This is a genomic window from Bacillus sp. EB106-07-01-XG149 (assembly GCF_058791555.1).
Genome location: NZ_JBYTDP010000003.1, coordinates 100,244 through 122,888 on the forward strand (window position 1 = coordinate 100,244; position 22,645 = coordinate 122,888).

Annotated in this window: 25 protein-coding genes; 20 read left to right on the forward strand and 5 right to left on the reverse strand. The window is 35.9% G+C overall.

What is annotated here, in order from left to right:
- Positions 1 to 4 precede the first annotated feature (4 nt).
- The 17 genes from AC3WTA_RS12795 to AC3WTA_RS12875 all read left to right on the forward strand — a co-directional run bounded on the left by AC3WTA_RS12795 (position 5) and on the right by AC3WTA_RS12875 (position 16,353).
- On the forward strand, positions 5 to 982 hold the full coding sequence (locus AC3WTA_RS12795; RefSeq protein WP_001072539.1) for a ring-cleaving dioxygenase: 978 nt from the start codon (positions 5 to 7) through the stop codon (positions 980 to 982).
- A gap of 255 nt (positions 983 to 1,237) precedes the next feature.
- The gene (locus AC3WTA_RS12800; protein WP_492332902.1) at positions 1,238 to 2,341 is read left to right on the forward strand and encodes a response regulator aspartate phosphatase; all 1,104 of its coding nucleotides are present in this window, start codon (positions 1,238 to 1,240) and stop codon (positions 2,339 to 2,341) included.
- Positions 2,341 to 2,640 carry a Phr family secreted Rap phosphatase inhibitor gene (locus AC3WTA_RS12805; RefSeq protein WP_098098344.1) on the forward strand — a complete coding sequence of 100 codons (300 nt, stop codon included), beginning with the start codon at positions 2,341 to 2,343 and terminating at the stop codon, positions 2,638 to 2,640. The genes AC3WTA_RS12800 and AC3WTA_RS12805 overlap by 1 nt, the downstream gene beginning before the upstream one ends.
- 237 nt (positions 2,641 to 2,877) lie before the next feature.
- On the forward strand, positions 2,878 to 3,750 hold the full coding sequence (locus AC3WTA_RS12810; RefSeq protein WP_033657829.1) for an alpha/beta fold hydrolase: 873 nt from the start codon (positions 2,878 to 2,880) through the stop codon (positions 3,748 to 3,750).
- Between the two features lie 78 nt (positions 3,751 to 3,828).
- Positions 3,829 to 4,029, forward strand: coding sequence for a sporulation YhaL family protein (locus AC3WTA_RS12815; RefSeq protein WP_000449229.1), 201 nt, complete (start codon positions 3,829 to 3,831; stop codon positions 4,027 to 4,029).
- Between the two features lie 172 nt (positions 4,030 to 4,201).
- Positions 4,202 to 5,053, forward strand: coding sequence for a DUF2935 domain-containing protein (locus AC3WTA_RS12820; RefSeq protein ID WP_000554485.1), 852 nt, complete (start codon positions 4,202 to 4,204; stop codon positions 5,051 to 5,053).
- Positions 5,054 to 5,344: 291 nt separating this feature from the next.
- Complete coding sequence (locus AC3WTA_RS12825) at positions 5,345 to 6,010, forward strand: DUF7018 domain-containing (lipo)protein (RefSeq protein WP_000644839.1); 666 nt, start codon at positions 5,345 to 5,347, stop codon at positions 6,008 to 6,010.
- Between the two features lie 28 nt (positions 6,011 to 6,038).
- A complete protein-coding gene (locus AC3WTA_RS12830; RefSeq protein ID WP_000865191.1) occupies positions 6,039 to 7,112 on the forward strand; it encodes a DUF3994 domain-containing protein in 1,074 nt (357 codons plus the stop codon).
- A 466-nt stretch (positions 7,113 to 7,578) separates the two neighbouring features.
- Positions 7,579 to 8,028 carry a helix-turn-helix domain-containing protein gene (locus tag AC3WTA_RS12835; RefSeq protein WP_000577676.1) on the forward strand — a complete coding sequence of 150 codons (450 nt, stop codon included), beginning with the start codon at positions 7,579 to 7,581 and terminating at the stop codon, positions 8,026 to 8,028.
- Positions 8,029 to 8,125: 97 nt separating this feature from the next.
- Positions 8,126 to 8,686, forward strand: coding sequence for a glycerol uptake operon antiterminator GlpP (glpP, locus tag AC3WTA_RS12840; protein WP_000394296.1), 561 nt, complete (start codon positions 8,126 to 8,128; stop codon positions 8,684 to 8,686).
- A 228-nt stretch (positions 8,687 to 8,914) separates the two neighbouring features.
- Positions 8,915 to 9,736, forward strand: a complete 822-nt coding sequence (gene glpF / locus AC3WTA_RS12845; RefSeq protein ID WP_001272205.1) for a glycerol uptake facilitator protein GlpF — start codon at positions 8,915 to 8,917, stop codon at positions 9,734 to 9,736.
- A gap of 12 nt (positions 9,737 to 9,748) precedes the next feature.
- Positions 9,749 to 11,239 carry a glycerol kinase GlpK gene (gene glpK, locus AC3WTA_RS12850; protein ID WP_000759997.1) on the forward strand — a complete coding sequence of 497 codons (1,491 nt, stop codon included), beginning with the start codon at positions 9,749 to 9,751 and terminating at the stop codon, positions 11,237 to 11,239.
- 133 nt (positions 11,240 to 11,372) lie between these two features.
- Positions 11,373 to 13,055 (forward strand): aerobic glycerol-3-phosphate dehydrogenase, encoded by a 1,683-nt coding sequence (glpD, locus tag AC3WTA_RS12855; protein ID WP_000672824.1) that lies wholly within the window; start codon positions 11,373 to 11,375, stop codon positions 13,053 to 13,055.
- Positions 13,056 to 13,277: 222 nt separating this feature from the next.
- Positions 13,278 to 13,868, forward strand: a complete 591-nt coding sequence (locus tag AC3WTA_RS12860) for a sigma-70 family RNA polymerase sigma factor (RefSeq protein ID WP_492332903.1) — start codon at positions 13,278 to 13,280, stop codon at positions 13,866 to 13,868.
- Positions 13,816 to 14,223 (forward strand): PadR family transcriptional regulator, encoded by a 408-nt coding sequence (locus AC3WTA_RS12865; protein WP_000390171.1) that lies wholly within the window; start codon positions 13,816 to 13,818, stop codon positions 14,221 to 14,223. The genes AC3WTA_RS12860 and AC3WTA_RS12865 overlap by 53 nt, the downstream gene beginning before the upstream one ends.
- A 7-nt stretch (positions 14,224 to 14,230) precedes the next feature.
- Positions 14,231 to 15,478, forward strand: coding sequence for an FtsW/RodA/SpoVE family cell cycle protein (locus tag AC3WTA_RS12870; protein ID WP_001034646.1), 1,248 nt, complete (start codon positions 14,231 to 14,233; stop codon positions 15,476 to 15,478).
- Positions 15,479 to 15,696: 218 nt separating this feature from the next.
- Positions 15,697 to 16,353 (forward strand): CPBP family intramembrane glutamic endopeptidase, encoded by a 657-nt coding sequence (locus tag AC3WTA_RS12875; protein ID WP_000448503.1) that lies wholly within the window; start codon positions 15,697 to 15,699, stop codon positions 16,351 to 16,353.
- A gap of 124 nt (positions 16,354 to 16,477) precedes the next feature.
- Here AC3WTA_RS12875 and helD read toward each other — a convergent pair whose 3' ends face one another.
- On the reverse strand, positions 16,478 to 18,808 hold the full coding sequence (gene helD / locus AC3WTA_RS12880) for an RNA polymerase recycling motor HelD (RefSeq protein ID WP_001035421.1): 2,331 nt from the start codon (positions 18,806 to 18,808) through the stop codon (positions 16,478 to 16,480).
- 280 nt (positions 18,809 to 19,088) lie between these two features.
- Between helD and AC3WTA_RS12885 the strand changes: the two genes are divergently transcribed.
- Positions 19,089 to 19,334, forward strand: a complete 246-nt coding sequence (locus tag AC3WTA_RS12885; protein WP_001174906.1) for a hypothetical protein — start codon at positions 19,089 to 19,091, stop codon at positions 19,332 to 19,334.
- Positions 19,335 to 19,416: 82 nt separating this feature from the next.
- Here the strand turns inward: AC3WTA_RS12885 and prsA are convergent, their stop codons facing one another.
- Positions 19,417 to 20,283, reverse strand: a complete 867-nt coding sequence (gene prsA / locus AC3WTA_RS12890; RefSeq protein ID WP_000710042.1) for a peptidylprolyl isomerase PrsA — start codon at positions 20,281 to 20,283, stop codon at positions 19,417 to 19,419.
- Between the two features lie 279 nt (positions 20,284 to 20,562).
- Here prsA and AC3WTA_RS12895 point away from each other — a divergent pair, with 279 nt between their 5' ends.
- On the forward strand, positions 20,563 to 20,676 hold the full coding sequence (locus tag AC3WTA_RS12895) for a hypothetical protein (protein ID WP_002007073.1): 114 nt from the start codon (positions 20,563 to 20,565) through the stop codon (positions 20,674 to 20,676).
- 30 nt (positions 20,677 to 20,706) lie between these two features.
- On the opposite strand, the gene AC3WTA_RS12900 is transcribed toward AC3WTA_RS12895, so the two are convergent.
- Positions 20,707 to 20,901, reverse strand: a complete 195-nt coding sequence (locus AC3WTA_RS12900) for a hypothetical protein (protein ID WP_000172691.1) — start codon at positions 20,899 to 20,901, stop codon at positions 20,707 to 20,709.
- A 117-nt stretch (positions 20,902 to 21,018) separates the two neighbouring features.
- Between AC3WTA_RS12900 and AC3WTA_RS12905 the strand changes: the two genes are divergently transcribed.
- Positions 21,019 to 21,354, forward strand: coding sequence for a DUF1878 family protein (locus AC3WTA_RS12905; protein WP_000383652.1), 336 nt, complete (start codon positions 21,019 to 21,021; stop codon positions 21,352 to 21,354).
- A gap of 5 nt (positions 21,355 to 21,359) precedes the next feature.
- Here the strand turns inward: AC3WTA_RS12905 and AC3WTA_RS12910 are convergent, their stop codons facing one another.
- Together AC3WTA_RS12910 and AC3WTA_RS12915 are read right to left on the reverse strand one after the other, a co-directional pair.
- Positions 21,360 to 21,917, reverse strand: coding sequence for an HTH-type transcriptional regulator Hpr (locus AC3WTA_RS12910; protein ID WP_000834920.1), 558 nt, complete (start codon positions 21,915 to 21,917; stop codon positions 21,360 to 21,362).
- A 298-nt stretch (positions 21,918 to 22,215) separates the two neighbouring features.
- Positions 22,216 to 22,578: a YtxH domain-containing protein gene (locus tag AC3WTA_RS12915; protein ID WP_000030297.1), complete on the reverse strand. Its 363-nt coding sequence runs from the start codon at positions 22,576 to 22,578 to the stop codon at positions 22,216 to 22,218.
- Positions 22,579 to 22,645: the final 67 nt, after the last annotated feature.

A 22,645-nucleotide genomic window follows, 5' to 3' on the forward strand; every position in this document is an offset into this window, starting at 1 on the left:
TAAAATGAACCAATTAAAAGGAATTCACCACGTTACAGCAATTACAAGTAGTGCAGAAAAGAACTATGAATTTTTCACTCACGTTTTAGGAATGCGTTTAGTTAAAAAAACAGTAAACCAAGATGATATTCAAACGTATCATTTATTCTTTGCAGATGATAAAGGTAGTGCAGGAACAGATATGACATTCTTTGACTTCCCAGGTATTCCAAAAGGAGTACACGGTACAAATGAAATTTCAAAAACTTCATTCCGAGTGCCAACTGATGCAGCGTTAGCATATTGGGTAAAACGCTTTGACCGTCTTGAAGTAGAACATACAGGCATTAAAGAGCAATTTGGTAAGAAAACTCTTTCTTTCGTTGATTTCGATGATCAACACTATCAATTAATCTCTGATGAATTAGATAAAGGGATCGAATCAGGTACACCATGGCAAAACGGTCCAGTTCCATTAGAATATGCAATTACTGGCTTAGGACCTGTATTTATTCGTATCGCAAACTTTAGTTTCTTCAAAGAAGTGTTAGAAAAAGTTTTATTATTTAAAGAGATTGCTCAAGAAGGAGAATTCTATTTATTTGAAGTAAACGAAGGCGGAAACGGTGCTTCTGTCATTGTAGAACATAATACGGTTCTTCCAGAAGCGCAACAAGGCTTTGGTACAGTGCACCATGCCGCATTCCGCGTAGAAGATCGTGCTGTACTAGAAGAATGGATTGAGAGAATCGGTAGCGTAGGGCTTCCTTCATCTGGCTATGTAAATCGTCACTTCTTCGAGTCATTATACGCAAGAGTTGCACCGCAAATTTTATTTGAATTTGCAACAGACGGCCCAGGATTTATGGGGGATGAGCCATACGAAACACTTGGCGAAAAATTATCTTTACCTCCATTCCTAGAGCCAAAACGTGAAGAAATCGAAAAATTAGTTCGTCCGATTGATACAGTGAGAAGTACGAAGGAATTTATTAAAGAGTAAAATAGAGATAATAAGTAGGAGAGCAGGTAGTTCTAGCAAATCGCTGGAACTACTTGCTTTTTTATTTGGGCTATAAAATTTTCTGAAAAATGTTTCTCAAGTTTTTCAAATAGAAATATTTGGTATAATTCATTTAAATTATAAATTTTCTGACAATTGTTTTTCAATACATAGAAAAGAGGTGGTGATATACAATTTGAATAATTGTATAAATATCCTAATTTTGTAAGTTTGGAGAAAAGGAGATGCGGGTGTATGGGAGCAGATGTAGTAACACGGGAGCAAATGAAACATTCTTTAGATGATTGGTATCGTGTAATGTTGCAGCAAGATATAGAGAAAGCTAGGGAAATGAAGGAAGATATTGAGAGTGAATTTTCTAATGTAAAAGAGGATCGGGATTTATGGCTATATTACTCTTTATTAGATTTTAGATATAAAGTGCTGGCGGATGGCTTACAAATTACTAAAAATAGTTTTGATAAAATTGATAAAATTGATGAAATTTATAAAACGTCTGAAAATCGTTTGTCATATTACTATTATTTTTTTAAGGCAATGCATGCAACTCTAATATCAAATTACAATGATGCAAGTAGATGTTATGAGAAGGCCAAAACACTAATAAAATATATTCCTGATGAATTAGAATATGGGGAATTCTGTTATCGTCTTTCTGCATTTTTCTACAATACAAGGCAACCAATGAATACAATAAAATATATAAATAAAGCTAAAGAAATTTTTTCAAAACAATCAGGACAAGATATGAATATTGCTTTATCTCAAAATCTTTTAGGACTAACTGCCATACAAATAAAGCAATATGAACAAGCAGAAGAGTGTCTAAATTCAGCGATAGATATTCTACAAAAACAGGATAACGCTATATTGCTTTTAAGGGTACGTCATAATTTAGGATGGCTATACGCAAGTCAAAACCTTTCTGCACTAGCTATTCGACATCTTTCGGAAGTAACAGAGAAATTCCCAGCACATTTCAAAGCGATTTTCCTACAAGCTAGGGAACATTTTAAACTGGGAGAAACAAACATTGCTGAAGAATTAATTGATAGAGGATTAAATATTTGTATGGAGTTAGAAAATGAAGAGTATATACATCATTTTAGTATTTTAAAAGCAGTAAATGGTAATGTTCCTATTAAAGAATTAGAGCAGATTATCCTTAAAGGAATTACTTATTTTGATAAAGAATCTTTATATAGTTACACTCAGGAATATGTGGAAAAACTTGCAATAAAGTTTCGTGAGGATGCTAATTACATGAAAGCAAGTGATTATTTTTACAAAGCATTACAGGCAAAAGAGAAGAAGATAGAGAGAGGAGCATTAAAATAATGTTTAAAAAAATAGGTATGGCTGTAACTGGTATAGTGTTAGTTGGTATTGTATCTGTCGGTTTAAATAGTTCTTTTGTACAACAAGCGGAGCACGGTGATGTTCCAGCACCAGCAAGACCAGACTACGTTAACATTGGCGAAACAGGCGGAGCACCAGCAAGACCAGACTACGTTAACATTGGAGATACTGGTGGAGCACCAGCAGATAATAGAGGCGATGGAGGAGCACCGGCCAACTTCAATAAAGGTGACGGTGGCGGTATTAGCAAGCAAGACTCACACGCTGACCATTTTTAAATTAAATAATAAAGTGAAGGGACCTCATAACGAGGTCCCTTTTCTTTTTGGTCATAAAAAGAATTGACTTACTTTAAATGTGTAACTATAATAGTTACAAAGTAACCATCACTAGTGGCAATGAGTAATATTTTTTTAGTATAATTGTAACTATCATGGTTACAATTAAAATTAATCATAAAACAACCAAATAATGTAAAAACTTTAAATAGCAACAAGAGAAAGGAGACGGGAATGTTGAAACGGTTTAAATTTTATTTCATTAGCGGTATTGTGCTCGTTTTGTTAATCGTATGTAACTTCGTTGATAAGCCGATTGCGAAGGTTGGAGAAGTGAAAAATACTGTTATGATGAAGCTGAATACGAAAGAGAGTATGGCACAGATTGATGGGCAGACGATTTATTTTAAGCAAATTGGTGAGGGGAAGCCGCCTTTACTTATGCTTCACGGGTTTGGTGGTTCTTCAGATGGGTTTAGTGATATTTATCCGGAACTTGTAAAGGACCATACGATTATCGCGGTTGATATTTTAGGATTTGGACGTTCTTCGAAGCCGGTTGATTTTCAGTATTCGTTTCCTGCGCAAGTGAATTTATATTATAAGTTAATGAAGAGACTCGGGTACGATCAATTCGCAGTACTTGGTCATTCGATGGGCGGAGAGATGTCTCTAAATTTAGCGTATTTATATCCGGATGCAGTAACGCATCTCGTTTTAGCGGATTCTACAGGGATTGAGTCTTTCCAGCAAAAAGAAAGTTATGAAGTGCCGCCGCTATCAACGGACTTACAAACTGTAACAGAGATTACAGATTATAATAAAAATGCAGTAAAAAATAGTCGCGACGATAAAGAGCATTATGATCAGTTGACGAAAATGAGAGAGCGCCGCATCGCGATGGAAGCAGACAAAATTAAGGTGCCGACTTTAATTATATGGGGACGACACGATAAGAGCGTTTCTTGGAAAAATGGTGAACTGTATCATGAGCTATTTGCAAATAGTACGTTCCATATCATTGAAAAAGGATACCACGCACCGTTTCGTCAGGAACCAATAGAGTTTATGGAATATGTACAAGCGTTCTTCGCGAAGAATCCACAATAAAAATTTAAAGCATAAATCCACTTCTTTCCTCATACAGTGAAACTAATAAGGCTTGTCTAAGGAAAGGAATGAAGTACAGTGGAAACTTTACCATGGTGGGTGTATCTTGTAATCGTTGGGATCGTATTAAGTGGCTACATGGTTTTATATACTTCAAAAAAAGAGCAAGAAATGGATAATGAGTTTATTGAAAAAGAAGGCGAAGTGTATATGAAGCGTTTAGAAGAAGAGCGAGAGAAGCGCAATCAGGATAGTGATAAGGATTCGGTGCTGCTTTAATAGACATTTTGAAAGGCTACCAACTAGGAGAACTTTATATCTAGGTGATAGCCTTTTTTCTTTTTGGGGAGCATGTATACGAAATTTATCATGGACTTTTATAAGTGGTATTTATATATATTTCTACTCATAAGAATGGAACTAGCGCAGTATTTACTGGGGGGGATTAACAATGCATAGGGATGAAACATCATTACATCCTGATACAGGTGTTACATCTGTAATGTTTGTTGAGCGTTCATTAAATGAAATTCGTTTTTGGTCTAGAATCATGAAGGAGCATTCTTTTTTTCTTCGCTTAGGGTTTAGATGTGAGGATACGCAACTAATCGAAGAGGCTAATCAATTTTATCGATTGTTTGAACATATCGAACAAATAGCGCATTCCTATACAAATGAAACAGATCCTGAGCAAATAAAAAGATTTAATTCAGAAGTACAACAAGCCGCAACTAATATTTGGGGATTTAAAAGAAAAATTTTAGGATTAATTCTCACATGTAAATTGCCAGGACAAAATAACTTTCCATTGTTAGTTGACCATACGAGTAGGGAAGCTGATTATTTTAGAAAACGTTTAATACAATTAAATGAAGGTAAATTAGATGCTCTTCCTGATGCTATTATTAAAGAAAATGTTTTCTTTTTAAGGATTATGGCAGACCATGCTAAATTTATTGGTCATCTTCTTGATCCATCGGAAAGAAAGCTTGTAGATACAGCGCGGAATTTTAGCAATGATTTTGATGAATTGATGTATCAAGCAATTGACTTAGAATCTATGAAACCACAATCCCAAACAGTCCCACTTTTAGATCAATTTTTAGATCAAAATCGTGTGTCGGTTACATCTCTTCGGGATTTTAAGAAAACAGCACGTGATTTAATTGAGCAATGTAAAATAAAGAGTATCATTCATCCATTATTAGCAGACCATGTTTTCCGTGAAGCTGATAGATTTCTTGAAATAATTGATATGTTTGATGTTCATCTTACAAATATTCAATCCCAACCTAGATATTAGAAGATAAGGAAAGATAATATTTTACTTTCGGCTGAGAAGTTAACAATTTATTGTTAGCTTCTTTTCTTTGTGATTAAAATTTCTTTTCGTTTAGTAAATTTCCCTGTGAAGACTACATAAATCCCTTTGACCAAATATGTAATTCTCTGTAAAATAATATATATGGAAAGATTATGAATATACAGGAAATCTATGGATAGTAGATTCTAATAAATTATTCGGGGGGATTTATTAGTTAAGTATATTAACTTGTTTGCACTGAATTTTACATATAAAGGGGTATTAGTAATCATGAAAGCAAAGAAATTAGTAAGTTTAGCGTTACCAGTTATGTTATTGAGTGGTTGTATTACAATTGAAACTGATGGTAAGAAAGCCGAACCAAAGAAAGAAGAAACGCAAAAGGTAGAGAAAGAGAGTAAGGCTGCTGAAAAAGAGAGTAAGTCAACTGATAGCAAGAAAGAGGATAGCTTATCTGTAGCGAAAGGTGAAGATACAAACAGTAGTTCCTCAAGTAGTCAACAAAGTTCTTCTTCAAATAATTCTACTTCTTCTAATTCTTCAACTGGTAAGGTAACTGGTTCAGATGTTGAAAGATACAAGGCAGATATTATAAACAGTGCCACTCAAATTGAAGATACAATGAAATTAATTGAAGGAATAGCAGATTCAGACGTAAAATCATACAAACAAAAGAAAAGTGAAGTACAACTGAGTTTAGGTGGAGCAAAGGCAACTGCAACGAAACTGAAGAATCTACAAGCGCCTCCTGAATTACAGGGAGAACAAGCGAAGATAAAGCAATCGATGGAACTGTATGCGGATTGTTTTCAACTTCTCTTTGATGCATTAGACCAAGAAGACGAGAGTAAAATGCATCAATCATTAAGTAAAGCACAAGAAGGCTCAAAACTGTTTGAAGAAGCAGCGAAGAGTATCGGTAGCAAAACTAACTAAGAATAAATTACTTAAAGGGGTATGAGGTATGAAAGTGAAAAAACTAATAGCTGCTGCAGTTCCAGTTGCCATATTATTAAGTGGTTGTGTTACAGTAAAAGATTCGGCAAATAAAGAAGAGAAGACAGAAGAAACGAGTAAATCTAAGGCTGCTGAAACGAAAGAAAAATCAACTAATTCGAAAGAAGAAAGTAAAGATGTTCAAAAGGTTCGAGTTTTAGATGAAGATTATGCACAATATTTATTAGACATTGAACAGGATATGTTAAGACGATTTGATTACTATGATGCTTCTGTAAGAGATTTGAGAAATGGAAGTAAATCAAAAGCTGAGGTATTAGATAGTATTAAAGACATCTATAAAGTATTTGATAAGATAGAGAAGATTTACGCACCGCAAAAACATAAAGAAGAACAAAAAGAGATTGAAAAAGCGACAGGTAAACTAAGAGAAACATTCGGTGAAATAGAGAAGTTATTTAACGATAAAGGCTTCAGCTTAGAGACCGATAAGGAAATCTTAAATAAAGCAAATGCAAAACTAGAGGAAGCAAAACGTATTTGGAAACCTACATTCGATAAGTTAAGATCCGAAATAAAAGGTGATACAGCCACAGAAAAATCTACTAGTACAACAAGTACTTCTACACCGACAAACCCAACTACGGGTAGTCAGGCTCAAACAGATAAAAGCCAAGCTAAAACGGGGGTATTTGTAGGTACAGTTGGTACAAGTGAAGAGTTAGGAATTAATTATGGAAACATGGAGAAGAACATCAAAGATGGTACTGAGATTATTGGTAATTGGGGTATTGATTACGGTAGTGGTATAAAAACTACGTTAGTACTAAAAGGTGATAAAACATTTGAGTCCTATGCGAATGGTTCTTATCCGAATAAAGATAACTACTTAACAGGAACATATGCGGTAGATGTTCCGTCATTCCAGTTGTCCTTAAAAGTAACAAAAGCAGTTAAAGACGGTCAAGAAGTAAAGTTAACAAACGATAGTATGATATATAAATTACAAAACTATGATGGAAACACATTACAAATTTATCATATGGATGATAATGTTCGTATTCGTTATGCAAAACAATAAATACTTAGCAAAAAACTCTGTAATAAATTTTACAGGGTTTTTTGTTCGTTCTAATTGTATTTCTTCATTAATTTCCCTGGCGCTATCCATATTAGTATAAGTTGAGAAATCAACAAAACGATTTTCTTTTTGGAGAATGATAAGGAGGGTAATCAGGATAGTGATAAAGATTCGGTTTTATTATAATTTGAGAAGAGTGGATAACGTCTTGTTATCCACTTTTTATTTCCTAAAATATATCAACGATTTTTTCAATATATCGACTTACCGACACAAAGCGACAATGTTAAGAAGCACGATTATTGTTCGGGAAATTATTATAGGAGCATAGCATATGAAATATACACACTACATAGCACCATTACAACCTGTAACGTAAAAGTTGCACAGCTAACGCAACGACAACTCGCTTTACTCTTCATCAGTTATTTGACCATACTAGACGTAGAGAGGTGATAAACACAGTATGATTTTTAGTGAACGCTTGAAACGAGAACGAGAAAAACGAAATTGGTCGCAACATGATTTGGCTGAAAAAATTCATGTAAGTAGACAATCTGTTTCGAAATGGGAGACGGGAAAGAACTATCCGAGCATTGAAATTATTATTCATCTAAGTGATCTGTTCGGTATTACGATTGATGAGTTGCTAAGGAGTGATGAAGAGTTGACGCAAAAAGTAATTAATGATAGTAAACAGTTAGCATATCCAAAATGGAAGGTGTTTTTCGATAGTTTATTTATGATGGGCGTATTTTTATTTATTACAAAAATCGTTGTATGGATGCTAAATAAGTTTGCCGGAGCGAGCATCACACTTGTAGCAGATGCACCGTATGTAATGAATTTTTTACCCCTCATATTAATGGTTATAGGTGGCACGGCTTCTGATAAGTTGAAGAAAATATATAGATAGAGGAAAGATTTGAAAGAAATCCCCTACACTAGCTGTTCTTTTCACTTAAATTGTGTACTATAAAGGATAGGATGACATAAAGAAGGGGACATTTAGAATGGAATTTCATGAACAGAAGATTTTGCCGGCAGTGAGGCAAATTAAAGATTTGGAGAAGCTATTACATAGTTCGTATGAGTATATTGTTATTTTAGATATTCATGTTGGTCAATTGAAGAGTGTTGTGTCACTTGCGAAGCAGCATAGTAAAAAGGTGTTTTTACATGTTGATTTGATTCATGGATTACAAAGTGATGGGCATGCGACGGAGTTTTTATGCCAAGAATATAAACCGTACGGGTTACTGTCGACAAAGGCGAGCGTGATTATGAAGGCGAAGCAAAAGGGTGTCGTCTCAATTCAACGCATCTTTTTAATTGATTCTAGCGCGATGGAAAAGAGCTGTAATTTGCTAGAAAAGACGAAGCCGGATTATATAGAGGTGCTTCCTGGTGCGCTAACGGATGTGATTGCTGAAGTGAAAGAGCGTACTGGTGTCCCGATTTTAGCGGGTGGTTTCATTCGTACTGTGCAAGATGTTGAAAGAGCTTTAAGTGCTGGTGCGACAGCAATTACGACATCAAAAAAAGAACTATGGAAACATTACCAAAAAAAGTGACGAAAATGTGAAAAAATTCTGTTGACACCGCTTTCATGAAAGGTTAACATTATAGACAAGTTAATAAACGTGACGGAGAAAAGAAGAGATCCACATTTCATTGTTTCTATATAAATTTATATAGAAGCGTGCAAAGCTGTGGGTCTTTTTCTTTTGACAAAAACGAATGGCCATTCATTTTACCTCTATCACATTTGGAAGCGTTTAAATTGATTGTGGAGGGATACTATGTCAGCATTTTTAGGAGAGTTAGTAGGGACTGCGTTGTTAATCTTACTTGGTGGCGGCGTTTGCGCTGGTGTAAGTTTAAAGAAATCGTTTGCGAAAGATTCTGGTTGGATTGTTATTACAATGGGCTGGGGCTTAGCAGTTGCTATGGCAGCGTATGCAGTTGGATCAATTAGTGGGGCACATTTGAATCCGGCTTTAACGATAGGATTAGCATTTAAGGGAGCGTTCCCATGGAGTGACGTACCAGGTTATATCGCAGCACAAATGATTGGGGCAATTATCGGGGCAGTTCTTGTATATTTACATTACTTACCACACTGGAAAGAAACAGAAGATCCAGGAACAAAATTAGGTGTATTTGCAACAGGCCCAGCAATTCCGAACACATTTACAAACCTTTTAAGTGAAATGATTGGAACATTCGTTTTAGTATTTGGTATATTAGCAATTGGAGCAAATAAATTTGCAGATGGATTAAATCCATTTATCGTAGGTTTCTTAATTGTAAGTATTGGTTTATCATTAGGTGGAACGACAGGATACGCGATCAACCCGGCTCGTGATTTAGGTCCGCGTATCGCACACTTCTTCCTTCCGATTGCAGGAAAAGGCGGTTCGAACTGGAAGTATGCATGGATTCCAGTAGTTGGTCCAATTCTAGGTGGATCACTTGCAGGATTATTCCATCAAGTTGTATTTGAAGGAAAACAAAATGCAGCACTTATTTATGTGATTATTGCAACTGTGATTGTACTAGCAATCTCTTATATGACAAGTAAAAAAAGTGAAAGCAATACAAATAGTAGAAAAGTAGCATAGGGGGAAACCGATATGAAAAAATATATTCTTTCTTTAGACCAAGGAACAACTAGCTCACGCGCAATTCTGTTCAATAAAAAAGGTGAAATTGTTCATTCAGCTCAAAAAGAGTTTACACAACATTTTCCAAAGCCAGGTTGGGTAGAGCATAATGCACAAGAAATTTGGGGATCTATTTTAGCAGTTATCGCAACTTGCTTAAGCGAAGCAGATGTAAAACCAGAACAAATCGCTGGTATCGGTATTACGAACCAACGTGAAACAGCGGTTGTTTGGGATAAAACGACTGGAAAACCAATTTACAACGCAATCGTATGGCAATCTCGTCAAACAGTTGAAATTTGTGATGAGTTAAAAGAAAAAGGGTATAGCGAAATGGTTCGCGAAAAAACAGGTCTTTTAATTGACGCATACTTCTCTGGTACGAAAGTAAAATGGATTTTAGATAACGTTGAAGGTGCAAGAGAAAAAGCAGAAAACGGCGATCTATTATTCGGAACGATTGATACGTGGCTTGTATGGAAATTGTCTGGCGGTAAAGCGCACGTAACGGATTACTCAAATGCATCACGTACATTAATGTTTAACATTCACGACTTACAGTGGGATGATGAGCTTCTAGACATGTTAACAGTGCCAAAGAGCATGCTTCCAGAAGTACGTCCATCATCTGAAATATATGGAGAAACAATTGATTATCACTTCTTCGGTCAAAATATACCGATTGCAGGTGTAGCTGGTGACCAGCAAGCAGCATTATTTGGACAAGCTTGTTTCGGTGAAGGTATGGCGAAGAACACGTACGGAACTGGTTGTTTCATGTTAATGAACACAGGTGAAAAAGCAGTAGCTTCTGAGCATGGTCTATTAACAACAATTGCATGGGGAATAGATGGTAAAGTGAACTATGCATTAGAAGGAAGTATTTTCGTAGCAGGTTCTGCAATTCAGTGGTTACGTGACGGAATGCGCATGTTTAAAGATGCAAGCGAAAGTGAAGTGTACGCATCACGCGTTGCATCAACTGAAGGTGTATACGTTGTACCAGCATTCGTAGGTTTAGGTACACCGTACTGGGATAGTGAAGTACGCGGCGCTATGTTTGGTGTAACGCGCGGTACGACGAAAGAGCATTTCATTCGTGCAACACTAGAATCTTTAGCGTACCAAACGAAAGATGTATTATGCGCAATGGAAGCAGATTCAGGTATTGAACTAAAAACATTACGCGTTGATGGTGGAGCAGTTAAAAATAACTTCTTAATGAAGTTCCAAAGTGATATTTTAGCTGTTCCTGTAGAGCGTCCAGTGATCAACGAAACGACAGCTTTAGGTGCAGCGTACTTAGCTGGTCTTGCGGTTGGATATTGGAAAAACCAAGATGAAATTAAAGAACAGTGGCATATGGACAAACGCTTTGAACCAACGATGGAAGCGGAAACAAGCGAAGAGCTATATGCTGGATGGAAAAAAGCAATTGAAGCAACAAAAGCTTTCAAATAATCATAAACAGTGTTATAATGGTGACAAGTTAATAATTCGGTAGGAGATTTGGAGAGACCACAACACGCTATAGAGGCGAAATCTATAGCGGAGTTCGTGGTCTCTTTTTTCGTTATCAAAGGGAGGAATTACCATGAAATTTTCAAGTAAACAACGTAAAGACGTATTAAACGGAGTAAATAAACAAGAGTTAGATGTGATCGTAATTGGTGGAGGTATTACTGGTTCTGGTATTGCATTAGATGGAGCAACACGCGGGTTATCAACAATTGTGTTTGAAATGCAGGACTTTGCAGCAGGTACATCAAGTCGTTCAACGAAGCTTGTACACGGTGGTCTACGTTATTTAAAACAACTTGAAGTGAAAATGGTAGCAGAGGTGGGGAAAGAGCGTGCGATCGTATATGAGAACGGTCCCCATGTAACAACACCAGAGTGGATGTTACTTCCGTTCCATACAGGCGGTACGTTCGGATCATTCAGTACATCAATTGGTCTTCGTGTATACGACTTCTTAGCAGGCGTAAAACGAAGCGAGCGCAGAAAAATGTTTAACCGTGAAGAAACATTAAACAAAGAGCCACTTGTAAAAAAAGAAGGATTAAAAGGCGGCGGTTACTACGTAGAATATCGTACAGACGATGCGCGTCTTACAATTGAAGTAATGAAAGAAGCAATTGAACACGGTGCGAAAGCTGTTAACTACGCAAAAGTAGACAGTTTCTTATATAAAGATGGAAAAGTATGTGGTGTACGTGTAATCGATTTACTAGATGGAGAAGTGTATGAAGTGTACGGTAAGAAAATTGTAAATGCAGCTGGCCCTTGGGTAGATACACTTCGTGAAAAAGATAACTCGAAAAAAGGGAAAGTACTTCAGTTATCAAAAGGTGTGCATTTAGTAATTGACCAAAAACGGTTCCCGTTAGGGCAAGCTATTTACTTCGATACACCAGATAAACGTATGGTGTTCGCGATTCCTCGCGGCGGAAAAACATACGTAGGTACAACAGATACGTTCTATGATAAAGACGCAGCTGTACCGCACATGACAACAGAAGATCGCACATATATCATTAATGCGATTAACTACATGTTCCCAAGTGTGAAAATTACAGAAAAAGATGTGGAGTCAAGCTGGGCTGGTGTACGTCCGTTAATTTACGAAGAAGGTAAGAATGCATCTGAAATTTCTCGTAAAGATGAAATTTGGACTTCTGAATCTGGTTTAATTACAATCGCAGGTGGTAAATTAACAGGATACCGTAAAATGGCTGAAATGGTAGTAGACTACGTAACAAACCTATTACAAAAAGAAGGTCATAGTGCATATCCGAAGAGCGACACGAAACATATGCCAATCTCTGGTGGACATGTAAGTGGTTCACACGGATTCCCAGCATTCGTTGCGAAAAAAGCAGACGAAGGCACGAAATCTGGTTTAACGAAAGCACAAGCAGAAGAATTCGCGAAATTCTACGGCTCTAACGTAGACGTACTGTTCGACTTAGCGAAAAAACATAAAGACGAAGCGAAAGAATACAACATGCCGCTAGACGTTCTAATCCCACTTGTATACGCAATGGATTACGAAATGACAGCAAAACCAGTTGACTTCTTCGTACGCCGTAGAGGCGCTGTATTCTTCAACATCCACTGGGTATATGAGTGGAAAGAAGCAGTAATCAACTACATGGCTGCGAAACTAGGCTGGAGCAAAGAAGAGCAAATGAAATACACAGCTGAACTAGAAAAAGCATTAACAGACGCTGTAATTCCTGTAGATCAACAAGAGCAGGCGGCTGCGTTAGCGTAAAAGAGAGAACCACCTGAAGGGGAGCCTTTAGGTGGTTTTTTGTTTTATTATGAATGTGCTAAATTCTCGATTAAAGTGTTGTATCACAATAAAAGGTTTACTCTTAGTGAAGAAAAATTAAAGTTAAAAAACGATACGGACACTATCATCCGTATTTTTTTATAAATTAATAAAACTTTTCCATACGGTGCGTCGTCTAATATATGGGGAGGAGGAAATGGTGTGGATGAATTAACGGTAGAAGCGTTTGAAATAGAAGATAAGGAACTCCTTATCGATGAAATCATGAATAAGTATGGACAAGAAGTCTTACAGCTTGTGTATTCATATGTGAATAATAAAGAGGTTGCTGAGGATGTAACGCAAGATATATTTGTGAAGTGTTATAAATCTCTTCATACATACAAAGGGAAGTCGAATGTGAAAACGTGGTTGTGGAGAATTGCGATTAATCAATGTAAGGACTACATAAAAAGTTGGTATAACAAAAAGGTGATCGTGACAGAGGATGAATCTGCTTATATGGAGATTCAAAATGCTAGTGTCGAACAAACTGTCATTCAAAATGCGGAGGACCGTGAGCTCGCTTCTACGGTAATGAATTTACCGATAAAATATCGAGAAGTCATTTATCTATTTTATTATGAAGAATTACCAATTAAAGATATTGCCATTGTAATAGACGTGAAAGAAAACACGATAAAAACGAGACTGAAAAAAGCGAAGGAGCTTTTGAAGAAAGGATTGGAGGAGCAATCAAATGGAAGATCGATTAAAAGGCCTGCGAAAATCAATGGAGAATACAACGTTTAAACATTTGAGTTTTTCCGATCAACATCGAAAGCAGGTGCGCGAAAAAATCAATGCTTCAAACGAAAAGGAAGAGGACATCTCTTTAGCGATTTTACAACTCCTCAGTAATGAAAAAACAGGATACGAATTGTCACAGCTACTACGAGGGAGAGGGATTCGGAAATTCGAAGGAAATGAAGGGTTTTTATATACCGTATTACATCGTCTAGAACAGAATCGTTTTATTCAATCAAGTTGGTATCATGAAGGAGCGAAATATTATCAATTAAATGATAAAGGAAGAAAGATGCTGCGAAAGGCAGAGAAAAATGCTACGAAGGTACAATTTATATTAAAAGGCTTAGTACAGGAGTGAGGCGAAATTGAATAAAAAAGGGGAGCGTTTTGTAAGCGAAGTTACGAACCATATTAAATCAAAAGAAGCAAAGAGCTTTGTAGCAACTGAACTAGATTTTCACTTAAAACAGGCGAAGAACACGTGGATAGAAAAAGGATTAAGTGAGGAAGTTGCTGAAAATAAAGCTGTAGAACAAATGGGAAGCCCAATTAAACTAGGGCAAGAACTTAACAAACTACATAAGCCAAAGGTGGATTGGTTTTTACTTATTTTATTAGTGGCTGCTATGGGGTTAGGCTTTTTGCCGGTTATAACTTTTGGACATGCTGACTTATTCATGAATAAGGTGATATTTGTTATTCTCGGTGTTGTAACAGCTATTGGGATGATGCTACTTGATTATCGGAAGTTAGAGAGGCTCGGGTGGCTGTTTTATACAATCGGTGTACTTATCTTGTTAATGATAAAATGTTTTCCGACTGGTTACGTGATTGGGGAAGCAATAATAAAAATTGGCCCCATCAAAATTGACTGTTTAATGACGATACCATTTTTCTTTCTAGCTTGGGCTTCTTTTTTCAATAATAGTAGGTTAAAGTTTATGCATCTTCTCATATTGTACGTATTTTCTTTATATCTATTTTCGACTATATCAATTCTTCTACCAATTTTCATCTATATTACGATGGTATTCGTTATGCTTTGGTGGAGTAAGTTAGGAAAGAAAACGGCATGGCTCATTACAATGTTACCAATTTTACCCTTTATTATTAGGGATCTATTTTCCTGGTCGGCTGTAAAAGAATACCGGATAGCGAGAATTTTAGGATTTATAAACCCAGCGCATGATCAATGGGATTTACGTTTACAAGAGGCGATGTCTTCAGCAGGTTGGTTCGGTACATATGGAAATATAAAGTCTATCCCTGCTGCCCATACTGATTTTGTATTCGCGAGTTTGACTTACTATTATGGATATGTGCTTGCGCTAGTTCTTGTCATTATTCTTTCTCTTTTTGCAGTGAGAATAATGAACATAGCTTATAAAATAAATGATGGTTATGGTAAATTGCTTCTCGTTGGTGGAGTGACTCTTTTTGCAATCCATTTCATTTGTAACGTTGGCATGATCCTTGGAATATTACCACGTGTTTCTATATCATTACCTTTTATTAGTTATGGATTAGTACCAACTCTGTTTCATGCATTTATAATGGGGATCGTGTTAAGTGTATATCGGCGTAAAGATCTTTTAGTGAGAAAATCAGCTTAAAAAACAAACCACCCGTTCCCTATATTTTTTAGGGGATAGGTGGTTTAATTTTTCTTGCATTCGCACAGCTTTTCTATACCTATAATGTAACGGTTCTAACTTAGCGATAAAATTCATACTATTTTCAAAAAATTACCATTCAGTCTCTATATAGATATTAGGTCATTGTGCTATGATATATTCGTAATTAACGAAATAATAAGAAAGAAGGGGTTGTTGTGGAAACAAAGCTTTTAGAAACAGAGAAAAAAATTGATTCGAAGTCTCTCTTGGCTTTGGGGTTATTGATGATTACCGGAATTACATATCAGTTCTTAGGAAATGTTTTGGGAGATGCTATACCTAATTTATTAGGAATGATTCTTGAAGCTTTATGGAATCTTGTATTATGTGGAATTATTGGATACTATTTTTTAGGGAAAATATCGTTAGACCAATTTAAACATTTTAAATTTAAGACATTACTTTGGGGTTTACCTTTAGTAGTTATCGTAGGTGTAAGTTCCGGTGCTATATTCAATTACATTTTTGAACCAGCAACTAAAAATTCTGTTGCAGAAGTAATAAGTATTTCTATGATTTTATTCCGTGTACCATTTATGCTCATGGGTGAAGAGTTGCTTTGTACGAATGGAATTCTTGCATTACAAAAACTAGGGTTGAAATTTGGCACGGCATCAATCATATGTAGTGTCTTGTTCGCTTTGTGGCATATTCCGGCTTATGGTTTTGTGCCAATGCAGTTATTAATAACTATAATTCCAATTAGATTGGCACTAAATTATGTATGGAAAAAATCCAATAGTGTTTGGGTAAGTTGGATTTGCCATTATATTTATGATAGTTTAGCATTTATACAATTTTTTCTAAAATAAAAATTCGAGTTTAGTGTTAACGAAAGTATATGTAAATATATTGCGTCAAAATAAAACAAGTATGACCTCATCTAAATATTAGATGAGGTCATACTTGTTTTAAAAAGAAACACCTTGATTCAAATCAAGGTGTAATAACTTCAAAACTCTCCGAATCAGCCCCAAGTATAAAAGGACTAACCTCGCCAACGCTATAAAGTTGTAGCTCATGCATTGCGCGTGTACAAGCAGTGTAGAACAATCTACGAACGCTCTCATCACTGTACACATCTTTAGAAGCGTCGTAAATAATAACAGCATCAAATTCGATACCTTTCGCTAAGTAAGCGGGGATCACGACAATGCCTTGCTCATACTCGGCTGAGTTACTTTTCACAAGTTTAATATTTTCGATATGACTAAGTGCTTCGTAGGCAGCGGCGCTTTCAGCTGCAGATTTACATATAATTGCGATCGTATTGTGCTGTTGTTTTTGTAGTTCAGCAACTTTGGCAGTAATATGTTTATGCAGTTCGCTGTCATTCGATACTTTCGTCACTGTAGGTTTCTCACCGTCACGTTCAAAGGCGTGAATGTTCTTTCCTTCTGGTACGAGAGCACGTGTAAATTCAATGATCGGTTTTGTTGAGCGATAGCTACGAGTTAAGTTGATGCCGTTCGTTTCATCTGGTCCGTATAAGCTAGTAAGTGTATTGAAGTTCACTGCTTCACTCGCATGGGCAAATATCGCTTGGTTAAAGTCTCCGAGTACAGTCATTCTTGCAGCAGGGAAGAGACGTTTTAAAAACTCGAACTGAAACGGCGAATAATCTTGCGCTTCGTCTACAAGTACGTGTTTAATCGATCTATTCGTTTGGAAGCCTTCGATTAACTCTTTTAAAAGTAAAAATGGAGTGGCATCCTCGTAATATAGCTTTCCTTCATCAAGCATGTTTACTGTTAATGAGCAAATGTCATCCCATTCTGTCGGTTTCTCCCCAGTAACCCATGATGCATCTGTGAAGAGTTGTTTATATATGCCTGTGAAATTGATGAAACGTAATGTTTGAACACCTTTACGAAGCGGCTTCAATTTTTTACGGACAATCATACGTCCGAGTACTTTCGTTTCTTTTTCATAATCATGAAAGGAGTTGTCGTCAAACTCGCCTTTTTTCTGTAAATATTTATAAGCCTTTTGGTATTCATCTTTACTCAGTAATTCAATTTCTTCTTCTACCCAAGGCTTTTTCAGTTCCGCTTTTTCAATTGCATCTATTTGTTTATTTAGCCAATCTGTTAACTTTTCAATTCGATTATGGAAGCGGAGGGAGGAGTCAGTGTTGTAAAATTGTTCTGTAATTTCTTTAGCAGAAGCAATTAACTTTCCTCTAAATTTCATTCCTCTAAATAGCATGCCTGAAGATTCAAGAGATTGTCTGTACGCTCTAATCATCTCGAAAAATTGAGTGGATGCTTTAAATCGAATACTCGCATTTCTCGTTTTATAGGTAGGGCTATTCGTTTCAGTTAACATATATTCTAATTGCTCATAAGGGTCTTCAACGTCAAATGCCTTACTGAGTCTATGGTTTAAATATTCTTGGAATGTAACTTGCTGCATATTTTCTTCACCGAGTTCAGGTAGTACGTTAGATACGTAGCTGTTGAACATAGAGTTAGGGGAGAAGAGAATAATTTGATCTGCTTTTAACCATTCGCGATATTTATATAGTAAGTAGGCGATTCGTTGCAGGGCAGCTGACGTTTTACCGCTACCAGCAGCTCCTTGCACGATAAGGAGTCGGCCTTCATCGTGACGAATAATTTCATTTTGCTCGCGCTGAATCGTAGCGACGATACTTTGCATATGTTTGTTCGTACCTTTTCCGAGCGCTTGTTGCAAGATTTCATCGCCAATTGTAAGGCTCGTATCGAACATAGAATCAATCTCGCCATTTTGAATAATGTATTGTAATTTTTTCTCCACATTACCGTGAATTACGCCGCCTGGAGTACTGTATTCAGCCGGTCCTGGCGGATAATCGTAGTACACACTCGAAATAGGTGCGCGCCAGTCATATATAAGAAAGTTTTCTCCGCTTGCATCAGTAAGTGTAGCTACGCCGATATAAATTTTCTTCGCAGCAGATTCTCCTTCTTCTTTGAAATCAATTCGTCCGAAATAAGGTGCTTTATGCATACGTCTTAATGCGGCAAGTCGATTAAAGGTGTGCTTATGGGTAATTTGTGTGACAGCTAGTGACTGAGCTTGTTGTCTTAAGTTGATAACTGTTTCAAGATAATCATCAAAAGTATCAGTATTCACTTTCACGTCATCCCAAAAGTGTTTACGAATATGGATTACTTCCGCCCGGCGTCTGCCAGTTTCGTTTTCCAGTTTATCAATTTGCTCCGTAATCGTTTCTATTACGGTATCCAATCTTTTTTGCTCTAGATCAAGTTTTTTATTCATACGGTAAGCACTCCTTTAAAAGTGAAAAATAGAGGTTGACTGAAGATGTGTTTTGGTGTACAATTAAGATACGGATAAATACGTTATTATCTTTTTATAAAACGTGTTTCTGTACTAATTTAACATAGTTTTTTCATTTAATCAATGATAATAAGATAAACCTTGGTTCCGTGTGGCGTGAATCGAGGTTTTTTTGTGTTTTTCTTTAAGGAAGAATTGCAATTTTATTGAGGAGAATGTAAGTAAAGCAAAGAAGAGAATCAGGAATAGGGGGATACTGATGCAAAAATATTTTGAGGAAGCACATCGTTTTTGTTCTCGTAATAGAAAGCACTTAGAAAAGGATGTTATATGTGGTTGTTTCTATTGTTTAGAAATTTTCCATCCAGAAAAAATTACAGAGTGGTGGGATGATGATAACACAGCAGTTTGTCCGCATTGCGGGATTGACTCTATTATAGGAGAAAGTTCTGGATTTAAAATTACAGAAATGTTTTTAAGTGAAATGCATAAAAGATGGTTTTAGTTAAACGAATGAAAAAAATAAACTTTAGTTAACGAAGAGGATACATAAAAAGCTCGGGCCTAAGCCCGAGCTTTTTATTTCATTATTTCTTGTCTTCTTTTTTTGCGTCAGTTTTCTTCTCTTCGAAAAGATCTTTTAAATCTTTATCGTCAACTTTTACGTCAGCTTTTTTAATTTCTTTCATCATAAGATCGTTCATGAATTCGCCGTCTTGTGCTTTCTTCTGAACGACTTCTTTTTTGATGTCAGCTTTTGATTGCTCGAATGATTTTTCTGGCTCTTTAATGTCTGTAACTTTAATGATGTGGTAACCGAATTGTGTTTTTACAGGTTCGCTTACTTCATCTTTTTTCAGTTTATAAGCAGCATCTTCGAATTCTTTAACCATTTTACCATGTTCGAAGAATCCTAAGTCGCCACCTTTTTCTTTTGAACCAGTATCTTCAGAGTATTGTTTCGCTAACTCTTCGAAAGATTTACCTTGTCCAAGTTCCTCTTTAACTTTTTTCGCAGTCGCTTCATCTTTTACAAGAATGTGGCTTGCTTTAACTTCAGGCTTGTAGTTATCTTTTAATTCTTTATCAGTGATTGTTTTCTCGATAGCTTTTTCTTGAGCTAATTGAGCACGCACACCAGTTTTTAAAGTTTCTTCTTTAATACCTTGTTGTTTTAATAGTGTATCGAATTGATCACCGTATTGTTTTTTCATTTCATCGAACTTTTTGTCTACTTCTTTGTCTTCAACTTTGTAGTTTTTAATAAGTACTTTTTCCATAACCATGTTGTTTAGTACTTGTTTACCAGCTTGTGTCTTCATTTGATTGTAGAACTCGTCTTTTGTAATGTCACCAGCTTTAGATGTAACGATTTTGTCTGATGATGATCCTGTTCCACATGCTGATAATGCGATTACACTTGTTGCGGCTAAGGCAAGCATAGCTTTCTTCATTCGATAAACACTCCTACTATTATGTATTTTTAATTTATCCTACACCAATGAATTTTGGTTCATAAGAGCCCGATTAAGTCTCACTGATACTTTTGCTTTTTTCGTTGGTAAAGCGCGCTTAACAGGGCTTACCGAGGCTGAGGATAAAGTTAAGATGCGTGTCATTTATTTCATAGTATAAGCAATATGTACAAAATTTAATATATCATATTTCGACTCGATTTCATATTGATAAAGAAAATTTAACCAGTACGTGTCAGATTTTGAAGGTGTAGCCTATTGGGCGCATGCCGCATATACAGAAAAGAGGAGGGGATGGGGATGAATTCTCAACTTATTTTATTACTTGTACTGTTTATTTTATTGGTTATAGTAGGTATAATTTGCTTATAGAGGAAAAAAGTGAGGAAGGGGCTTCCTTCCTCACTTTCCATGAAATATAATTTCTATATAACTAGAAATTAATAAAATTGTTATACATACATTAATAACCCGAAAGACACTGGGTTGGCGGCTCGCAGCTATTTGTTTTCGTTCACACAGTGTATGTGTCATGAAATTCGTGTAAAATATAACAAGAAGTGCGAATGCGACAAAAACAACTGTTATAAGTGTCATGAGGCGAGACCTCCTTTTGGTAAAATACATATACTTTATATATTGTATCATACGATATTTTGTTCGTGTTATAAAATTCAGAAATAGAAGACTTTGTGTTAGAAAGAGAGGGAGAAAATGGACGTTGTTAGAAGATTAGAACAAGCTGAATACTACGTAGACCTACTATTTAAAATGATTGATGAAGAAAAGTGTCCATTTTATTCTTTGATCATAAAGAAAAAAGCTCGTAAAAAAGATATTGAACGTATACTAAATCTTTGTGAAATATTGAACGAGCAATATGTAGTGGAGAAAGCAGAAGGGCTTCTTTTGTTCGATGCGCTGTTAGATCAATTTGAAAAAGCGCTTCCACATCAGCTCGAAGTACACGAAACTGCGGAAGCGCTAGCAAAACAAGGTTTATTTAAGCCGCTTATGAATGAATTCTTAAGCATGATTGCGAAACAATAAATAGATTACTTCTTAACTAACTTCTGATCGGATTCCGTAAAATTCTCCTCAATATTCTCTAATGATTTCTCAAAAATATCGATGAAGTCTTGTCCGTAAATGTTGCGCAAGATAGCGATAAGTTCGATATTTTCTGGGAACTTACCATAGAAATTACGAAGTGCAAGAGCCCCATTGAATACAGAGTTATTTTCAGGATCATACTCCTCCATTAAGCGAAGTAGTAATTCTTCCCCTTTGTCTGTAATCTCAATGTACGTATTTCGTTTATCATCTTCTTTTTTCGAGAACACAAGATAGCCGCGTTCTTCTAGCTTTTTCGAGAAGTTAAACGCCGTTGATACGTGCATAACTCCAAACTTAGCAATCTCAGAAATAGAAGCCCCTTTTAAATGATAAGCGATTGACAAAATATGATGCTCATTAATGTTTAAATCGTAAGGCTTAATCCACTGTTGCCAATCTTTCTCTACACATTTCCATAACGCTTTCGATAATTGAGCAATGCGTTGGCTGAAAATCATCGCTTCTTTTACCGAGTAATCTTTTTCTCCACTTTTCATTTACTCACCCACTTTAACATTCTTTTTCATTACTATCTATTATGCCAGTAAAGTAAAAATTAATAAAGTCTTTTTGTGAGAATTGTGAAAATTTTTCGGAAAAATGACATTCTATACAAATTATGCATAAGCATGGAAGCGTTTTATGAGTCGTGAATACATGTGTTGTCCTTACATGTTAAGTGATAACATATATTGTAAATGCATAAAAACACGGCATATCTGTGTGATATGCCGTGTTAAGGTCAATTTATATAAAAAATATTTGTTATATGCAAAAAACTAAGCAGGAATTTGTTTACGCTTTTTCCGGAACAGCTTCTTGTAGTTTCTCAATTGATTTTTGAATGTCCAAAATTTCTTGCTCAATATGTCGTTTGTTTTGAGAAATATCTTGCTTCCAGTTAGAAAGCGTGTCTTGCATATCTTCTTTTAATTCTTGAAACACTTCTTTACCTTCCGAAGCAGTTTCAACGATTTGACGTTTTAATAATTTTGTATCAGCTGTAATATCAGCTAAAGTCTTTTTAATATCAGTTCCTTTTTCTTTCAGCTTACCGCGCATAGCTTTACCAGAAGAAGGAGTAGAGAAAAGAACGGCTAATCCAGCAACTGCCCCGCCGCAAATGACACCTGTAATAAAGGATTTAGCTTTTGACATAAAAGGAAACCTCCTTATTTTTTGTTCGTATTCATGATGTGAAAAAATATGCATATCTTTAAGACAA

Excerpts from the sequence above, each read along its gene's own strand:
- AC3WTA_RS12830 (WP_000865191.1), top strand. The coding sequence starts at position 6,039 with ATGAAAGTGAAAAAACTAATAGCTGCTGCAGTTCCAGTTGCCATATTA.
- AC3WTA_RS12795 (WP_001072539.1), top strand. The coding sequence starts at position 5 with ATGAACCAATTAAAAGGAATTCACCACGTTACAGCAATTACAAGTAGT.
- AC3WTA_RS12820 (WP_000554485.1), top strand. The coding sequence starts at position 4,202 with ATGCATAGGGATGAAACATCATTACATCCTGATACAGGTGTTACATCT.
- glpK (WP_000759997.1), top strand. The coding sequence starts at position 9,749 with ATGAAAAAATATATTCTTTCTTTAGACCAAGGAACAACTAGCTCACGC.
- glpD (WP_000672824.1), top strand. The coding sequence starts at position 11,373 with ATGAAATTTTCAAGTAAACAACGTAAAGACGTATTAAACGGAGTAAAT.
- helD (WP_001035421.1), bottom strand. The coding sequence starts at position 18,808 with ATGAATAAAAAACTTGATCTAGAGCAAAAAAGATTGGATACCGTAATA.
- AC3WTA_RS12865 (WP_000390171.1), top strand. The coding sequence starts at position 13,816 with ATGGAAGATCGATTAAAAGGCCTGCGAAAATCAATGGAGAATACAACG.
- AC3WTA_RS12805 (WP_098098344.1), top strand. The coding sequence starts at position 2,341 with ATGTTTAAAAAAATAGGTATGGCTGTAACTGGTATAGTGTTAGTTGGT.
- prsA (WP_000710042.1), bottom strand. The coding sequence starts at position 20,283 with ATGAAGAAAGCTATGCTTGCCTTAGCCGCAACAAGTGTAATCGCATTA.
- AC3WTA_RS12905 (WP_000383652.1), top strand. The coding sequence starts at position 21,019 with ATGGACGTTGTTAGAAGATTAGAACAAGCTGAATACTACGTAGACCTA.
- glpF (WP_001272205.1), top strand. The coding sequence starts at position 8,915 with ATGTCAGCATTTTTAGGAGAGTTAGTAGGGACTGCGTTGTTAATCTTA.
- AC3WTA_RS12835 (WP_000577676.1), top strand. The coding sequence starts at position 7,579 with ATGATTTTTAGTGAACGCTTGAAACGAGAACGAGAAAAACGAAATTGG.
- AC3WTA_RS12885 (WP_001174906.1), top strand. The coding sequence starts at position 19,089 with ATGCAAAAATATTTTGAGGAAGCACATCGTTTTTGTTCTCGTAATAGA.
- AC3WTA_RS12915 (WP_000030297.1), bottom strand. The coding sequence starts at position 22,578 with ATGTCAAAAGCTAAATCCTTTATTACAGGTGTCATTTGCGGCGGGGCA.
- AC3WTA_RS12910 (WP_000834920.1), bottom strand. The coding sequence starts at position 21,917 with ATGAAAAGTGGAGAAAAAGATTACTCGGTAAAAGAAGCGATGATTTTC.
- glpP (WP_000394296.1), top strand. The coding sequence starts at position 8,126 with ATGGAATTTCATGAACAGAAGATTTTGCCGGCAGTGAGGCAAATTAAA.
- AC3WTA_RS12900 (WP_000172691.1), bottom strand. The coding sequence starts at position 20,901 with ATGACACTTATAACAGTTGTTTTTGTCGCATTCGCACTTCTTGTTATA.
- AC3WTA_RS12825 (WP_000644839.1), top strand. The coding sequence starts at position 5,345 with ATGAAAGCAAAGAAATTAGTAAGTTTAGCGTTACCAGTTATGTTATTG.
- AC3WTA_RS12800 (WP_492332902.1), top strand. The coding sequence starts at position 1,238 with ATGGGAGCAGATGTAGTAACACGGGAGCAAATGAAACATTCTTTAGAT.